Below are 16,284 nucleotides of genomic sequence, written 5' to 3'. Positions count from 1 at the left end.
GATCTGACGATATCGAGCAGAAAAGACGAATATAGGTCAAGATTTGGTGGTCGGTTTGTGTTTTTTCCGTGACCTTTCGGCACCATAGGGCTATGCTGGGGGATAATAGGCAGCAGTCGCCCGGTGGGACGGGCTAAAACAAAAACAGGCGGACAGAGTTATGACACTGAACCTTTCCCTTCCCGGGCACGATGAACTGAAGCCGCGCATCACCGTTTTTGGCGTGGGCGGCGCTGGTGGTAACGCGGTCAACAACATGATCGAAAAGCAACTCGACGGCGTTGAATTCGTTGTGGCCAACACCGATGCGCAGGCGTTGCAGCAATCGCGCGCGACCTCGAAAATCCAGATGGGTCTGAAAGTGACCGAAGGTCTGGGTGCCGGTGCGCGCGCCAGCGTCGGGGCGGCTGCGGCCGAGGAAAGCATCGAACAGATCGTCGATCATCTGGCCGGCGCGCATATGTGTTTCATCACCGCGGGCATGGGCGGCGGCACCGGCACCGGTGCGGCCCCGATCATCGCGCAGGCCGCGCGTGAATTGGGCGTGCTGACCGTGGGTGTCGTGACCAAGCCGTTCCAGTTTGAGGGCGGCAAGCGGATGCGTCAGGCCGATGAAGGCATCGAAGCCCTGCAAAAGGTCGTCGATACGCTGATCATCATTCCCAACCAGAATCTGTTCCGTCTGGCCAATGAAAACACCACCTTTACCGAAGCTTTCGCGCTTGCCGACGACGTGCTGTATCAGGGCGTGAAAGGTGTGACCGATCTGATGGTCCGCCCCGGCCTGATCAACCTCGATTTCGCCGATGTGCGCGCCGTGATGGACGAGATGGGCAAGGCCATGATGGGCACCGGCGAGGCCGAGGGCGAAAACCGCGCCATTCAGGCCGCCGAAAAGGCCATCGCCAACCCGCTGCTGGACGAAATCAGCCTCGAAGGTGCGCGCGGCGTGCTGATCAACATCACCGGCGGCTATGACCTGACGCTGTTCGAATTGGACGAGGCCGCCAACAAGATCCGCGAAAAGGTCGATCCAGAGGCAAATATCATTGTTGGTTCCACGCTGGACACCAGCATGGAAGGCCGGATGCGTGTCTCCGTTGTTGCCACCGGCATCGACGCCAAGGCCAAGCGTGCCGAGGATGCAACCCCGCGCCGGTCGATGTCCGCGCCATTGCCGCAGGCCCATCAGGCCCCTGCACCTGTCGCAGCAGCCCCCGTGCCAGTTGCCGCCGAGCACGTGGCGGCCCAAGCCGATGCGCGTCTGGAGCCCAGCTTGTTCGAGGATCTGGAAACCGATCACGCCCCCATCATGGCGCCCCGCCACGAAGCACCCGTTGCGCAGAGCCGTGCTGATGATCTGCCGCCGCCTGCCTATACGCCGCGCCCTGAGCCGACCTTGTCGGATGCCGATGCATTCGTGGCCCCCCGCGCACCGGCCCCCGGCACCCCCTCGCCAGAGGCGCTGGCCCGTTTGCAGGCCGCCGTCAACCGCGTGCCAAAGCCTGCGGATCAGCAACAGCGCCCCGCGCCACGAGCCGCCGAAGCAGAAAAGCCGCGTTTCGGGATCAACTCGTTGATCAACCGCATGACCGGCGCGCAGGCCGATGCCTCACCTGCACAACAGCCCGCGCGCACGCAGCCGCAGGTCACCGCCCTGCGGCCCGAACAAGAGGCCGAAGACGATCAGGATCGAATCGAAATTCCTGCTTTCCTGCGCCGTCAGGCGAACTGATCGCAGGCCCCGTGGGGGTCCACGGGTGTGACAAGACTGACAAAGGGCCGCAGCGATGCGGCCTTTTTCATTTTTATCAATGACTTGCGCTTTTTAACGGGTTTGAAACTTGATGTTTCAGTCCGTCGCAAAGAGTGAATTGAGCATGCTGCACCTGCACAGTACCAAGGTCGGAACACATCTTTCCTTACAAGTTTGGTCCCGCCTCGTGCAGAACAGCGTTAAATCTCCCATCGTTTTTGAAGGTGTCGGCCTGCACACGGGTGTTCCCGCGCGGGTTGTTCTGCGCCCTGCATCTGCGGGGGCGGGGATTGCGTTTCGCCGTGTGGACCTTGCGGGAATGCCGGTGATCGCCGCTTTGTGGCAAAACGTGATTGTTTCACCGCTGAACACACGTCTGGCCAATGCCGATGGCGTGTCCGTTTCGACCATCGAACATCTGATGGCCGCCCTGGCAGGCTGTGGCGTGCATAACGCGCTGATCGACATCGACGCCGCCGAAGTCCCTATTCTTGACGGCAGCGCGGCAGCTTTTGTGCGCGGGATCGTAGCGACCGGTCTGCAAACCGACACAGCGCCCCTGCAGGCCATAGAAATCCTGCGCGATGTGACAGTGACCCAAGGGGAGGCGACCGCGACGCTCAGCCCCGCGACGACCTTGCAGATCGACTTTGCAATTGATTTCGTCGATGCCGCCATTGGCCGGCAGCACAAGACGCTGAACATGGCAAACGGCGCTTTCGTGCGCGAATTGTGCGACAGCCGGACATTCTGCCGGTCTGCTGACGTGGATGCGATGCGCGCGCAGGGGCTTGCCCTCGGCGGGAGCATTGATAACGCGGTTGTGGTGGATGGCGACAAGATCCTGACGCCGGGCGGTTTGCGCCATACGGACGAGGCTGTGCGCCACAAGATGCTGGATGCCTTGGGTGATCTTTACACCGCCGGTGCGCCCATTCTGGGGCGCTATACCGGATCACGCGCCGGGCATGCGATGACCAACCTGTTGCTGCGCGCGCTTTTCGCCCAGCCTGATGCGTGGCGCATGGTGCGTTGTGACAGCAATATCGCAGCCCGTTTGCCCGGTGTCGGCGTCAGCCAGGCCGATCTGGTCGCGGTCGCCTGATATCCGGTATCGCCCTGTTGATCGCCACTGGATCAAAAGGCATTTTGCCCCTCAATTTTGTATGCTAGACCGATACAGACCGCATAGCGCTGCGTGCTTTGCGGCCGCAGTCAGGCAAGAGGACAGCAGACGTGACAAGCAACATGAAAAACAAACGCGTTCTGGGCGCGTTGCCGCTTGATGTTGCTGGTGGCTTGCAGTGGCGCGGGCAGCAATGTCGCGATGGAAGACCTGAGCGCGCAGCAGATATTCGAGCTGGGCGAACGCCAGATCGAGGCCGGCAATGCCGATGACGCGGCCTTCACCTTTGGTGAGATTGAACGCCTCTATCATTATTCAGAATTCGCGCAGCGCGCGTTGATCATGCAGGCTTTTGCCTATCACCGCGATGGCGATTATCCCAACAGTCGCGCCGCGGCCCAGCGGTTCGTCGATTTCTATCCCGCCGAACAGGATGCGCCCTATGCCGCCTATCTTTTGGCCCTGTCCTATTACGACCAGATTTCCGATATCGGCCGCGATCAGGGGCTGACGTTTGAGGCGCTGCAAGCCTTGCGCCGCGTGATCGAAACCTATCCCGACAGCGAATATGCCGCGGCCTCTGTGGCGAAATTCGATCTGGCCTTTGACCAGCTGGCGGCCAAGGAAATGGAAGTCGGGCGCTATTACCTCAAGCGTGCCAATTACGCCGCTGCCGCCAACCGGTTCCGCACCGTTGTCGAAGATTTCCAGACCACGACCCATACGCCAGAGGCGCTGCACCGTCTGGTGGAAGCCTATCTGTCGCTGGGCCTGACCGATGAGGCGCAGACCGCAGGCGCGATCCTTGGCTATAATTACCAGTCCAGTGACTGGTACGCGGCCAGTTTCGCCTTGCTGACAGGACGCGGTCTGGCGGCCGAGGCGGCCGGCGACAATTGGCTGGCGTCGATTTATCGGCAGGTGATCCGGGGTGAGTGGCTTTAACCACGGCGGGGGTTTTCCCGCCCTTCGGGGTGCGACATGCTGCGCGGCTTAGACATCAGGGACATGCTGATCATCGACCGGCTGGAATTAGCGTTCCAGCCCGGGCTGAACGTGCTGACAGGCGAAACCGGCGCAGGCAAATCCATCCTGCTTGATTCGTTGGGGTTCGTGCTGGGATGGCGCGGGCGTGCCGAACTGGTCCGCCAAGGCGCCGAACAGGGCGAGGTTACGGCATGGTTCGACCTGTCCACCGATCATCCCGCCCGCGCGATCCTGCAAGATGCGGGGCTGGAGGTCGAGGATGAGCTGATCCTGCGCCGGATCAACACCCGCGACGGGCGCAAGACCGCTTGGGTCAATGACCGCCGCGTCAGCGGTGACGTGCTGCGCGCGCTGTCGGATACATTGGTCGAATTGCATGGCCAGCATGATGATCGCGGCCTGCTGAACCCGCGTGGTCACCGCCAGATGCTTGATGCCTTCGCCGGCGCTGAAGGTGAGCTGGCCACCACGCAGGCCGCTTGGCGTGCGCTGTCCGCTGCGCGCAAGGCGCTGGCCGCAGCCGAAGCCAAGGTTGCCGAAACCCGCGCCGAGGAAGATTATCTGCGCCATGCCGTGGCCGAGCTTGACGCGCTGTCCCCCGAGGCGGGCGAAGAGGCGACATTGGACGCACAGCGCCGCCTGATGCAATCCGCCGAGAAAATCCGCACCGATATCGTCCGCGCGCATGAAGCCTTGGGCCTGCAAGGCGCCGAAGGGCTGGTCAATGATGCGTCCCGCTGGCTGCAAGGCGCTGCCGACAAGGCCGAAGGCCAGCTTGACCCCGCTCTGACGGCGATCGAGGCGATGATGCTGTCGCTGGACGATGCCCAACGCGCTATTGAAACCTGTCTGGACGCGCTGACATTCGATCCCTTCGCGCTGGAACAGGCCGAAGAACGGCTATTCGCGATCCGTGGACTGGCGCGCAAACATGACGTGCTGCCCGACGATTTACGCGGTTTTGCCGATGATTTGCGCGGCCGTCTTGCCGTGCTGGACGGATCCTCCGGCGATCTGCAGGCGCTGGCCGCGCAGGTGCAGGGCGCGCAGGCCGCCTATGATGCTGCAGCGGCCAATCTGCGCGCCAAACGGCAGGGCGCGGCGCGCAAGCTCGACCTTGCGATGGCGGCAGAGCTTGCCCCGCTGAAAATGGAACGCGCCGTATTCACGACCGAAATCACCGATGCCGATTCTGGCCCCGATGGTGGCGATGCTGTGGCCTTTACCGTGGCGACCAACCCCGGTGCGCCGACCGGCCCGATCAACAAGATCGCCTCTGGCGGCGAACTCAGCCGGTTTTTGCTGGCGCTCAAGGTCTGCCTGACCCAAGAGGCCGACGGGCTGACCATGATTTTTGATGAAATCGACCGTGGTGTCGGCGGGGCGACGGCGGATGCCGTTGGGCGGCGGCTGGCGGAACTGGCGCAGGGCGGGCAGGTGCTGGTCGTGACCCATTCGCCGCAGGTCGCGGCCTTGGGCGGGCACCACTGGCGGGTCGAAAAACACCAGCGCGCGGATGCGACCCTGTCCACCGTCGTGCGGCTGGATGCCGCCGCGCGGATCGACGAAATCGCGCGGATGCTGTCGGGCGACACGGTGACAGATGCCGCACGCGAAGCCGCCAAGGCGCTGATCAAGGCCTAAACGGAAAGCGCGCCCGATATCAGGGCTTGGACCTGCCTTACGGTCCCGTTATCAAGGCACTCACCCGCACATCCGGCCTGCGGGCAGAGTGCAATCACGGCGGAGACGGATGCGCGCAGCTGTCAGATCGACCCTGCAAAAAGGTGCCGCCTATCTGCGGCGCGCCCGATTTGATGCGCTGCAGGTGATGAAAACCCATGGACCGACCCAGATTCAGTTCTGGTTTATCGCATTGGTCATCGGCATCGCGGCGGCGGGGGCTGCGGTGCTGTTCCGGCTGGGGATTTCAGTGATTCAATCTGCCGTTTACGGCACCGAAGATGTCGTGATGTTGCAGACGCTGGCGGCCAGTCTGGCGTGGTATCATGTGCTGGTCGTGCCGATCTGCGGCGGGTTGATCGTTGGGGTGATTCTGCACCGTTTCACCGATGATGGCCGTGTGCGGTCGGTGGCGGATGTCATTGAAGGCGCGGCACTGTCGCGCGGGCGGGTCGAGGTGCGGCGCGGTCTGGCCTCGGCCGCTGCGTCGCTGATCACCTTGTCTACCGGCGGGTCCAGCGGGCGCGAAGGCCCGGTGGTGCATCTGGCCGCCGTGCTGTCCACCATCGTGTGTCGCTGGATCAAGGCCAACGGGATCACGGGGCGCGATCTGCTGGGCTGTGCCGTCGCCGCCGCCGTATCGGCCAGTTTCAACGCGCCGATCGCCGGGGCCTTGTTCGCGCTGGAAGTCGTTCTGCGGCATTTTGCGGTTCATGCCTTTGCACCCATCGTGATCGCGTCGGTGGTTGGCACGATCATCAACCGTACGGTATTTGGCGATGTGGCCGAATTCGTGCTGCCGGTGCAGAATGCGCTGGCGTTTTATGTCGAACTGCCGGCCTTTTTGCTGTTGGGGCTGGTCTGCGGGCTGGTCGCGGTGGTGCTGATGAAATCCATCTTCTGGGCCGATGATTTTGCGAATTTTGTGCAAAACCTGACCCGCCTGCCGCGCTATCTGCGGCCTGCGGTGGCAGGGGCCATGCTGGGCGGGCTGGCGATCTGGTTTCCGCATATCATCGGGGTCGGCTATGAAACCACGACCGCCGCGCTGACCGGATCGCTGCTGCTGCACGAGGCGATCGTTCTTGTCGCGCTCAAGGTGCTGGCCGTCGCGATCACCATCGGCGGGCGGATGGGGGGTGGCGTGTTTTCACCATCCTTGATGATCGGGGCGCTGACCGGGCTGGCCTTTGGCCTGATCGCGACGGCAGTCTTTCCCAATGTCTCGGGTGAAGGGTCGCTTTATGCGCTGGCGGGCATGGGGGCGGTGGCCGCCGCCGTGCTGGGCGCGCCGATATCCACGACGCTGATCGTGTTCGAGCTGACGGGCGACTGGCAGACCGGGCTGGCGGTGATGGTTGCGGTGTCTTTGTCCACCGCCTTGGCATCACGGCTGGTGGACCGGTCGTTTTTCCTGACCCAGCTGGAACGGCGCGGCGTACATCTGGCGGCAGGGCCGCAGGCCTATCTGCTGGCCACGATCCCCGTCATAGCCCATCTGCGCCCCGCGCCAGACGATGGCTGCAAATCATTGATCCAGCAGGGACTTTTTCTTGACCGCAAAGCGACGCTGGAACAGGCGATGCCCCTGTTCGATCGCAGCGGCGCGGCGTTTTTGCCAATCGTGTTCTTGGACAAAGGTTCAGACACGCCCACAGTGCTGGGCGTGCTGTATCAGCTCGATGCCCTGCGTGCGATGAACCGCGCGCTATCGGACACAGCAGCCGAAGAACATTCCTAGATTTCTTCGACGGTGACCTTGCTTTTGTAAAACGCCAGATAGCCCTTTATCTCGGCCACGGCAGGTTTGGGGTCTTCATAGGACCAGACCGCATCCGCGATCAGCCCGCTTTTCGCGGCGATCCCGTAATAGGTGGCACCGCCCTTGTGCGGGCAGGTCGATGTCGTGTCCGACGGTTCCAGAAACGCCATGGCGATATCGGCGCGCGGGAAATAGATCACAGGCGGATAATCGCCTTCGGTCAGTTCCAGCGCCTGGGTGGATTCGCCCAGAACAGCGCCACCAGCGCGCACGACCCATGTGCCCGTCGCAGGGCGAATTGTAATGTGATCAGGCATGAAAGATCCTTCGGGTCAAGATTTCTGGTTCCAAGATTCTGGATTATAGGGGGGCGCAAGCAGCGACCAACCATTCATATGTAGCTTGATCAACGCGCGGGCCAATACTTGTTAACGTATCGGCATGATAGCGATCAATCCAGTCCCGTTCTGCGTCGCTTAACAAATCCACATCAATCAGGCGTCGCTCAAACGGGACATGCGTCAGCGTCTCAAAGGCCAGCATGTCGCGCCCGTCGCCACCTTGCAGGGGCGGGGCCTTGCACGTGACGATCAGGTTCTCGATCCGGATGCCGAAATCGCCCGCGCGGTAATAGCCCGGTTCGTTCGACAGGATCATCCCCTCGTGCAAGGCCACCTCGGACCGGCGCGAAATCCCCTGCGGGCCTTCATGCACGCTCAGATAACTGCCGACACCGTGGCCGGTGCCATGGTCGTAATCCATCCCCGCCAACCACAAAGGCGCGCGCGCCAGCGCATCCAGATGCTGCCCGCCCACACCACGCGGAAACCGGATACGGCTGATCGCGATCATCCCCTGCAAGACGCGGGTGTAACAGGTGCTGTGCGTCGCGGTCGGCGTGCCGATGGCGATGGTGCGGGTGATATCGGTGGTGCCGTCCTGATATTGCCCGCCACTGTCCACCAGCAGCAAGGCGTCCTGCCCCAGCGGGCGGTTGCTGGCCTCGCTGACACGGTAATGCACGATGGCGGCATTGGGGCCGGACCCGCAGATCGTCTCGAAACTGATGTCGCACAGGGCATTGGTCTCGCGGCGGAATGCTTCGAGCGCGCGCACGACGTCAATCTCGCTTAACCCGCCTGTTGGGGCAGTGGTATCCAGCCATGCCAGAAACCGCACCATCGCCACGGCATCGCGGTCATGGGCGGCGCGCGCGCCCGCGATCTCGGTAGCGTTCTTGCAGGCCTTGGGCAGGATGCAGGGGTCAGGCGCATGGACCTGCCTTGCCACAGCCAGCATGCTGGCCACCAGATCGGGGCAGGTCTTGGGGTCGATCTGCACGGTGCCGGTCAGCCCCTGCAATTCAGGCAGGAAATCCGCGACATCGCGCAGGCTGACGTCTGGTCCCAGATGATCGGCAATCCCGTCTGCCTTGCCCGCCCCCGCGAACAAGCTGACAGCCCCGTTGCGGTACAAAATGGCAAAACCCTGCGGCACCGGATTGCGCGGAATGTCGTTGCCACGGATGTTCAGCAGCCAGGCGATAGAATCAGGCAAGGTCAGCACGCAGGCATCCGCCCCCAGCGCCGCCGCCAGCCGCGCGCGTTTGGCAGCATGATCCTCGCCAGCAAGATCCAGCGGCTGCACCGCAAAAGGCGCAGCCGGCGGGGCAGGCTGGTCTTGCCAGATCCGGTCCACCAGATTGTCCCCCGCACGCAGATCGAATGCAGGCAGGGCAGCGCGCAGCTTTGCGATCTCGTCCACACTATGCAGCCAGGGATCATAGCCCAGCACACCGCCGGCAGGGCGCGCCTCTTTCAGCCAGTCAGCCAGCTGCACCTCGGGCCAATGGACCGGTGCGTAACAATCCGCCACCTCTGCCAACACCTGCACGCGGTAGCGCCCGTCGATGAACACGCCTGCACGGTCTTGCAAGACAACGCAAAACCCCGCCGAGCCGGAGAACCCCGTCAGCCAGCGCAGCCGTGCATCGCGGGCGGCGACATATTCGCCCTGATGCGCATCGGCGCGTGGCACGACAAAGGCATCCACCCCCGCCGCCAGCATCTCGGCCCGCAAATCATTCAGGCGCGCTGGCCCCTGGTCAGGGTTGGATTGGGCTTTGAAACTCTGGAACATCGCGCGCCCCTTCTCTTTTCCAAAAATACTCTCGCCGAAGGCCTCCGGTTTGAAAAACCGGATCAGCCGACCCTGCGCATTCCCAAGACGCGCGCCCTTTTGCGCGGATCATTGTCGAACAAGCTGGCCAACTGCTCTGTCATGGCCCCTGCCAATTGCTCGACATCGGTAATGGTGACCGCGCGTTCGTAATAGCGGGTCACATCATGGCCGATCCCGATGGCGATCAGCTCGACCGCGCGGCGCTTTTCGATCATCGCGATCACGTCGCGCAGATGCTTTTCGAGATAATTTGCCGGATTCACCGACAAGGTGCTGTCATCGACCGGCGCCCCATCGGAAATCACCATCAAGACCTTGCGCTGCTCATGCCGCGCGGTGATCCGGCGATGCGCCCATTCCAGCGCCTCGCCGTCGATATTTTCCTTCAGCAAGCCTTCTTTCATCATCAACCCCAGATTGGGGCGGGTCCGCCGCCACGGCGCATCGGCCGATTTATAGATGATATGGCGCAGATCATTCAGACGGCCGGGGGTGGCAGGGCGGCCATCGGCCAGCCATTTCTCGCGGCTTTGGCCGCCTTTCCATGCCTTGGTGGTAAAGCCCAGAATCTCGACCTTCACGTCGCAGCGTTCCAGCGTGCGCGCCATCACATCGGCGCAGATCGCAGCAATGGAAATCGGACGGCCGCGCATCGAGCCGGAATTGTCCAGCAATAGCGTGACCACGGTGTCGCGGAATTCGGTGTCCTTTTCGACCTTGAAACTCAGCGGTGTGGTGGGCGAGGCCACAACCCGCGCAAGCCGTCCGGCATCGAGGATACCTTCTTCGCGGTCGAATTCCCAAGACCGGTTCTGCTGCGCCTGCAACCGGCGCTGCAGCTTGTTGGCCAGCCGCGACACGGCCCCTTTCAGCGGGTCCAGCTGCTGGTCCAGATAGGCGCGCAAGCGGTCCAGTTCCACCGGCTCGGCCAGATCCTGCGCGCCGATTTCCTCGTCAAAGGCGGTATAGGCGACCTTGTAATCGGGGTCGGCATCGGACACGGGGGCAGGCTGCGGCGGGTCCATCGGGGCCTCGCCCTCGGGCATGTCGACCTCTTCGCCCATCTCGGCATCGGCCTGGTCATCCATGCTGACCTGCGCCTGTTTGGCGTCTTGCTGGCTTTGCTGGCTTTGTTCGGGGCTGGCTTCGGCCTCTTCGCTGTCGCCTTCGTCGTCGCCGGTGCTGTCAGGTTCGTTCTGATCATCGCCGCCATCTTCGGCTGCGTCATCCTGATCATCGTCCAACTGGTCAGGATCATCGCCCAGCTGGTCACCATAGCCCAGATCGGCAATCAACTGGCGTGCAAAACGGGCGAATTCTTTCTGGTCGTTCAGCGTGGCGCTCAGGTTTTCGAGCGTGCCGCCGCAATGATCCTCGATGAACCCGCGCCAGAGTTGCATGACATTATCCGCCCCCGCAGGCAGGGCGCGCCCGGTCGCCAGATGCCGGATCAGATAGCCCGCTGCGATGGGCAAAGGCGCATCCGCGGCTTGGGTGATCTGGTCATAGCCTTTGCGCCGCGCGTCATTGCCGATCTTGGCGTCGATATTGCCGGCGGTGCCGGGCATGTATTGCGCGCCTACGGCTTCGATCCGGGCGGTTTCCATCGCGTCATAAAGATCACGCGCCATCTGGCCTTGCGGCATATAGCGCGCGGCGGTGGCGGTATCGTGGAACCTGTGGCGCAGCGCGAAACTGTCGGCCGTGCCACGCGCCAGCAACACCTCGTCGCGGGTCATGCGGCGCGACACCTGCGGCAGGCGCATGCTGTCCGCCGTCTGGCCGGACGGATCGACTGAAAAGGTCACCGACAATTCGGGGTCGTTGGCCATGACCTTGGTCGCCTCGGCCAGGGCCTTTTTGAACGGATCGGCGGGGTTGTCGGATGGTTTTTGCATGCGAAAGATAAACCACCGGATCAGGGCAGGGGCAAGGGGTGCTGCGCGCCCTGCGTATTTTTGCACAGGGCCTGCGCCGTGGCGCTTGTAGCCAGACAGCGTGGCCTGCCGCATGTAAGGCCCATCACATACAAGTCTGGAGAGACAACATGACCACGAAACCAAAGATCGCCCTGATCATCGGATCGACCCGCGCCACCCGCTTTGCCGACAAACCCGCCGCCTGGATGCTGAAACAGGCGCAGGCTCGTGACGACATGGATGTTGAACTGGTCGATCTGCGCGATTTCGACCTGCCGCTGTTCGACGAGATGGCCAGCAACCTGTGGATGCCATCCTCTGATGCGCGCGCCGTGAAATGGCAGCAAAAGATCGGTGAATTCGACGGCTACATCTTTGTTGTCGCCGAATATAACCGCTCGATCACCGGCGCGCTGAAGAACGCGCTGGATCAGGCCTATAACGAATGGAACCGCAAACCGATGTCGGCCATCGCTTACGGGTCGGTTGGCGGCACACGCGCGCTGGAACATCTGCGCAATATCGCGGTGGAACTGCAAATGGTGCCAACGCGCAATGCCGTGCATATCGGCGGCGGTGATTTCTTTGGCGTGCATCCCTTGGGGGCCAATGCAGAGATCGACACGATCGCCGATCACCTGATGCCTTCGGTCAATGCAACGCTGGACGATATCGTCTGGTGGGCGAATGCGACCAAGGCCGCTCGTGGTTGAATGACCATGACGTAAGGTGGACTTAAGTCCACCTTACGTCTGCAAACTATCGCAGGCTCAAGCTCGCTGCACTTTCCGGCAATTCTTCGTCAAAACAGCGCTGATAGAATTCCGCCACCGTCTGGCGTTCCAGTTCGTCGCATTTGTTCAGGAATGACAGCCGGAACGCATAGCCCACATTGCTGAAAATCCGCGCGTTTTCTGCCCATGCCAGCACTGTGCGCGGCGACATCACCGTGCTGAGATCGCCATTCATGAATGCCGTGCGCGTCAGGTCTGCGACGGTGACCATCTGGCTGATCGTGCGGCGGCCTTTTTCATTGTTGTAATGCGGTGATTTCGACAGCACGATCGCGGCCTCGGCATCATGCGACAGATAGTTCAGTGTCACCACCATCGACCAGCGGTCCATCTGCGCTTGGTTGATCTGCTGGGTGCCGTGATACAGCCCCGTCGTATCGCCCAGACCGACCGTGTTGGCCGTTGCGAACAGGCGGAAATAGGGGTTGGGGGTGATGATTTCGTTCTGGTCCATCAGCGTCAGCTTGCCATCGGTTTCCAGCACGCGCTGGATCACGAACATCACATCCGCGCGCCCCGCGTCATATTCGTCGAATACGATGGCGACAGGGTTGCGCAAGGCCCAAGGCAGGATGCCTTCGTGGAATTCGGTGACCTGCACGCCGTCGCGCAGCTTGATCGCGTCTTTGCCGATCAGGTCGATCCGGCTGATATGGCTGTCAAGATTGACCCGCACCGCAGGCCAGTTCAACCGCGCCGCCACCTGTTCGATATGCGTCGATTTGCCGGTGCCGTGATAGCCTTGGATCATCACGCGCCGGTTATAACCAAAGCCAGCAAGGATTGCCAAAGTCGTGTCGGGGTCGAATTTATAAGTGGTGTCGATCTCTGGCACGCGGTCGGTGCGGTCGGCGAAGCCCTTGATCTTCATGTCGCTGTCGATGCCAAACACGTCCCTGACCGAAATATCCTCGGTCGGTTTCGCGTGCATGTCTGTGGTGCCGTCGGCCATGTGCCTTGCCTTTTCGTTAAGATGTCGCAATCGGGTGTCGGGTGTAACATAACGCAGCCAGCAGCAAGCGCCACCCCGTCTGACCGCATTGCGCGGCCCGCCGGTGCTGCGAGCACAAGATCAATCGGTATCGCGAAAGTTCCGGCTGACCTTGATCTGGTCCCAGGCCCAGACGACCTCGGACAATTGTTCTTCCTGGCTGCGGTCGCCACCGTTCATATCGGGGTGCAGCACCTTGATCAGCGATTTATAGGCTTTGCGGATTTGCGGCTTGGACCAATTGTCCTTGGCGTCCAGAATGTCGATGGCGCGCCGTTCGGTCGGTGGCAGCTTGCGCCCGACAGCGGCACCACGGCCCGGATTGCGGGTGGCATTGGCCCCCAGTACCTGATGCGGGTCATCGACGCCCAGACGCGCCCAGGCACGTTCCTCGACCGAGCGTTTGAACGGCTTTGTCGGGCGGTCCCAGACGCGGTCCTTGTCCATCAGCGCGGCCAATTCGGCCTCTGACGTGGTGTCAAAGAAATTCCATTTCAGATTGTATTCGCGGACATGTTCCTGACAGAACCAGAAATAATCATCCAGCACATCGGGTGATTTCGGCGCGCGGAATGGCGCGGCAAGTTCGCAGCCGTCGTGATCGCAGACACGCGTAGAAGTTTCGGATGCCCCCGACATGCCACGCCGGCCGCGTGGATTCTTTTTCTTGGATCCCGATACAGACATATCGAAACCAAAGGGATCATCTTTTTTCATTGTGCATCTCATCTTTCCGACTCGGACGACAGACTGTAGACCCCTGAGCGACAGAGAGAAGAGGGTAGAGGGAAAATAATGGCATTGCAGGCTGAAATTCATACAAGACTGATGACGCTCGATCCCCAGATGCTCGATGTGATCAACGAAAGCCACAAACACGCGGGCCATGCCGGTGACGACGGGTCAGGCGAAAGCCATTGGCGGGTAGTGATCAAGGCCGCCGCATTGGACGATATGTCGCGCATCGCGCGCCACCGCGCGATCCATACAGCCATTGGTCCGGACCTGATGGGACGGATTCACGCGCTGGCGATTGATCTGCGCTGATCAGTCGCCCCCGGCCACGTCCGGCGCAGTACGGGTGTCTGGCGTCACGGGTTTTTTCGGCACCTGCGGGGCAGGGGCTGTCATGGTTGGCACCGCGCGTTGCTGTTTCATCTTGGGTGCGGTGTTGGCAACCTTGGTCCGGCGGAACACCAGCATGTTCTGATAGACCGTTGTCCGGCTCATCAAGCCTTCGCGCTGGTCGCAGGGCAGGGTGTCGGCGCGCAGGTATTCCCAGCCATCGGCGGCAAGATCATTCATCACGGTTTCCAGCGACAGGGCAAAGCGATCCTCGTTCGTCTTGACGCCGGGGGCCTTGGTGCCGCGCAGGGGGGCCGGTACGACCTTGTATTCATATGTCATCGCGTTTTCCCTTGGACCGACCTGCCGGACCATACCAAGCCTGCCGCCGATGTCCAACCGTCCTAAAGACCCAACCGCGCGGCGACGATCTGGTTGACGGCGGCCGGATTGGCCTTTCCGCCTGTGGCCTTCATCACCTGACCGACGAACCAGCCCGCCAGTTTCGGATTGGCCTTGGCCTTTTCGACCTGATCGGGATTGGCGGCGATGATCGCATCCACCGCCTCTTCGATCGCGCCGGTATCGGTGACTTGGGTCATCCCTTCGGTGGCAACGATTTCTTCGGGGTCGCGGTCTTGGGTATAGGCGATGTCGAACACATCCTTGGCGATCTTGCCCGAAATCGTGTCGGATTTGATCAGCCCGATGATCTGGCCCAGCCGCTGCGCAGAAATCGGGCTGTCGGCGATATCGCGGTCGTCCTTTTTCAGACGTCCAAACAATTCGTTAATCACCCAATTCGCCGCCAGTTTTCCATCGCGGCCTTCGGCGGCTTTTTCAAAAAACGCCGCATTTTCACCTTCGGCGGTCAGCACAGAAGCATCATAATCCGACAGGCCGTAATCGGCAATAAACCGTGCCTTTTTGGTATCGGGCAATTCGGGCAAATGGGCCGCAATATCATCGACCCAAGCTTGTTCTATTTCCAAAGGCAAAAGGTCCGGGTCGGGGAAATAGCGGTAATCATGCGCCTCTTCCTTGGACCGCATCGAGCGGGTTTCATTCCGGTCCGGATCATAAAGACGGGTTTCCTGCGTGACCGATTTACCATCCTCAAGCAGCGCAATCTGGCGACGCGCCTCGAAATCAATGGCCATCTGGATGAATCGCATCGAGTTCATGTTCTTGATCTCGCAGCGCGTGCCAAGGTGGCTGAAATCCTGTGTCGCCTGATAGCGTTCGTAATCCCCCGGACGGCAGACCGACACGTTCACATCGGCGCGCAGGTTGCCGTTTTGCATATTGCCATCGCAGGTGCCCAGATACCGCATGATCTGGCGCAGTTTGAGCACATAGGCGGCCGCTTCCTCTGGCCCGCGAATATCGGGGCGGCTGACGATTTCCATCAGCGCGACACCGGTGCGGTTGAGATCCACAAACGACATCGTAGGGTCCATATCATGGATCGACTTGCCCGCGTCCTGTTCAAGGTGGATGCGTTCGATCCGCACCAGACGCGCGGTGCCATTGCCCATTTCGACCAGCACTTCGCCTTCGCCCACGATAGGGTGATAGAGCTGGCTGATCTGATAGCCCTGCGGCAGGTCGGGATAGAAATAATTCTTGCGGTCAAAGGCCGATGTCAGGTTGATCTGCGCCTTCAGCCCTAGCCCGGTGCGCACGGCCTGCGCCACGCAGGCTTCGTTGATCACGGGCAACATACCGGGCATGCCAGCATCAACAAAGGCCACATTGCTGTTGGGTTCGGCCCCAAACAAGGTGGAGGCCCCGGAAAACAATTTGGCGTTGGTGGCGACCTGTGCATGGACTTCCAGCCCGATGACCAATTCCCAATCGCCGGTCGCACCGGAAATCACTTTGGGGGTGGGGGCGTCATACGTCAGGTCAAGCATCGCGGGCATCCTTGGTTCAGGTCTGCACGATCAACAGCGAAACGCGCAGGTATGCGCGATCTTTAGCGAACCGCGCAGCTTTGCGCGATCTTTAAAAGAACGCG

Annotated in this window: 14 protein-coding genes; 7 read left to right on the top strand and 7 right to left on the bottom strand. The window is 61.4% G+C overall.

Translation table 11 applies throughout. The annotated features are described in order from the left end of the window. The first annotated feature begins 160 nt into the window (after positions 1 to 160). The 5 genes from ftsZ to SKA53_RS06960 all read left to right on the top strand — a co-directional run bounded on the left by ftsZ (position 161) and on the right by SKA53_RS06960 (position 7,293). The gene (gene ftsZ, locus SKA53_RS06980) at positions 161 to 1,735 is read left to right on the top strand and encodes a cell division protein FtsZ (RefSeq protein ID WP_007205396.1); all 1,575 of its coding nucleotides are present in this window, start codon (positions 161 to 163) and stop codon (positions 1,733 to 1,735) included. 208 nt (positions 1,736 to 1,943) lie between these two features. Further along, entirely contained in the window at positions 1,944 to 2,861 is a 918-nt protein-coding gene (lpxC, locus tag SKA53_RS06975; RefSeq protein WP_007205395.1) for a UDP-3-O-acyl-N-acetylglucosamine deacetylase, read from the top strand. A gap of 180 nt (positions 2,862 to 3,041) precedes the next feature. Beyond that, complete coding sequence (locus SKA53_RS06970; protein WP_007205394.1) at positions 3,042 to 3,827, top strand: outer membrane protein assembly factor BamD; 786 nt, start codon at positions 3,042 to 3,044, stop codon at positions 3,825 to 3,827. Positions 3,828 to 3,863: 36 nt separating this feature from the next. Beyond that, the gene (recN, locus tag SKA53_RS06965) at positions 3,864 to 5,513 is read left to right on the top strand and encodes a DNA repair protein RecN (protein WP_040482829.1); all 1,650 of its coding nucleotides are present in this window, start codon (positions 3,864 to 3,866) and stop codon (positions 5,511 to 5,513) included. Positions 5,514 to 5,622: 109 nt separating this feature from the next. Continuing rightward, entirely contained in the window at positions 5,623 to 7,293 is a 1,671-nt protein-coding gene (locus SKA53_RS06960) for a chloride channel protein (protein WP_007205392.1), read from the top strand. Here the strand turns inward: SKA53_RS06960 and SKA53_RS06955 are convergent. The 3 genes from SKA53_RS06955 to cobT all read right to left on the bottom strand — a co-directional run bounded on the left by SKA53_RS06955 (position 7,290) and on the right by cobT (position 11,393). Continuing rightward, entirely contained in the window at positions 7,290 to 7,631 is a 342-nt protein-coding gene (locus tag SKA53_RS06955) for a DUF427 domain-containing protein (protein ID WP_007205391.1), read from the bottom strand. The two genes, SKA53_RS06960 and SKA53_RS06955, sit on opposite strands and share 4 nt — an antisense overlap. Before the next feature lie 43 nt (positions 7,632 to 7,674). Continuing rightward, positions 7,675 to 9,453: an aminopeptidase P family protein gene (locus tag SKA53_RS06950; protein ID WP_007205390.1), complete on the bottom strand. Its 1,779-nt coding sequence runs from the start codon at positions 9,451 to 9,453 to the stop codon at positions 7,675 to 7,677. Between the two features lie 62 nt (positions 9,454 to 9,515). Next, on the bottom strand, positions 9,516 to 11,393 hold the full coding sequence (gene cobT, locus SKA53_RS06945) for a cobaltochelatase subunit CobT (RefSeq protein ID WP_040483189.1): 1,878 nt from the start codon (positions 11,391 to 11,393) through the stop codon (positions 9,516 to 9,518). Between the two features lie 149 nt (positions 11,394 to 11,542). Between cobT and SKA53_RS06940 the strand changes: the two genes are divergently transcribed. Then, positions 11,543 to 12,127, top strand: a complete 585-nt coding sequence (locus SKA53_RS06940; RefSeq protein WP_007205388.1) for an NADPH-dependent FMN reductase — start codon at positions 11,543 to 11,545, stop codon at positions 12,125 to 12,127. Positions 12,128 to 12,173: 46 nt separating this feature from the next. Here SKA53_RS06940 and cobS read toward each other — a convergent pair whose 3' ends face one another. Both cobS and SKA53_RS06930 read right to left on the bottom strand, forming a co-directional pair. Beyond that, on the bottom strand, positions 12,174 to 13,160 hold the full coding sequence (gene cobS, locus SKA53_RS06935; protein WP_007205387.1) for a cobaltochelatase subunit CobS: 987 nt from the start codon (positions 13,158 to 13,160) through the stop codon (positions 12,174 to 12,176). Positions 13,161 to 13,280: 120 nt separating this feature from the next. Next, entirely contained in the window at positions 13,281 to 13,916 is a 636-nt protein-coding gene (locus SKA53_RS06930; protein ID WP_007205386.1) for a J domain-containing protein, read from the bottom strand. 111 nt (positions 13,917 to 14,027) lie between these two features. Between SKA53_RS06930 and SKA53_RS06925 the strand changes: the two genes are divergently transcribed. Next, a complete protein-coding gene (locus tag SKA53_RS06925; protein ID WP_007205385.1) occupies positions 14,028 to 14,246 on the top strand; it encodes a BolA family protein in 219 nt (72 codons plus the stop codon). Here the strand turns inward: SKA53_RS06925 and SKA53_RS15035 are convergent, their stop codons facing one another. Together SKA53_RS15035 and gatB are read right to left on the bottom strand one after the other, a co-directional pair. After that, positions 14,247 to 14,606: a DUF4177 domain-containing protein gene (locus SKA53_RS15035; protein ID WP_110549013.1), complete on the bottom strand. Its 360-nt coding sequence runs from the start codon at positions 14,604 to 14,606 to the stop codon at positions 14,247 to 14,249. 62 nt (positions 14,607 to 14,668) lie between these two features. Then, a complete protein-coding gene (gene gatB / locus SKA53_RS06915) occupies positions 14,669 to 16,180 on the bottom strand; it encodes an Asp-tRNA(Asn)/Glu-tRNA(Gln) amidotransferase subunit GatB (RefSeq protein WP_040483187.1) in 1,512 nt (503 codons plus the stop codon). Between the last annotated feature and the right edge of the window lie 104 nt (positions 16,181 to 16,284).

The sequence above is a fragment of the Yoonia vestfoldensis SKA53 genome, from assembly GCF_000152785.1.
Taxonomy (GTDB): Bacteria; Pseudomonadota; Alphaproteobacteria; order Rhodobacterales; family Rhodobacteraceae; genus Yoonia; species Yoonia vestfoldensis_A.
This window is presented reverse-complemented; position numbering and strand designations above follow the sequence as displayed.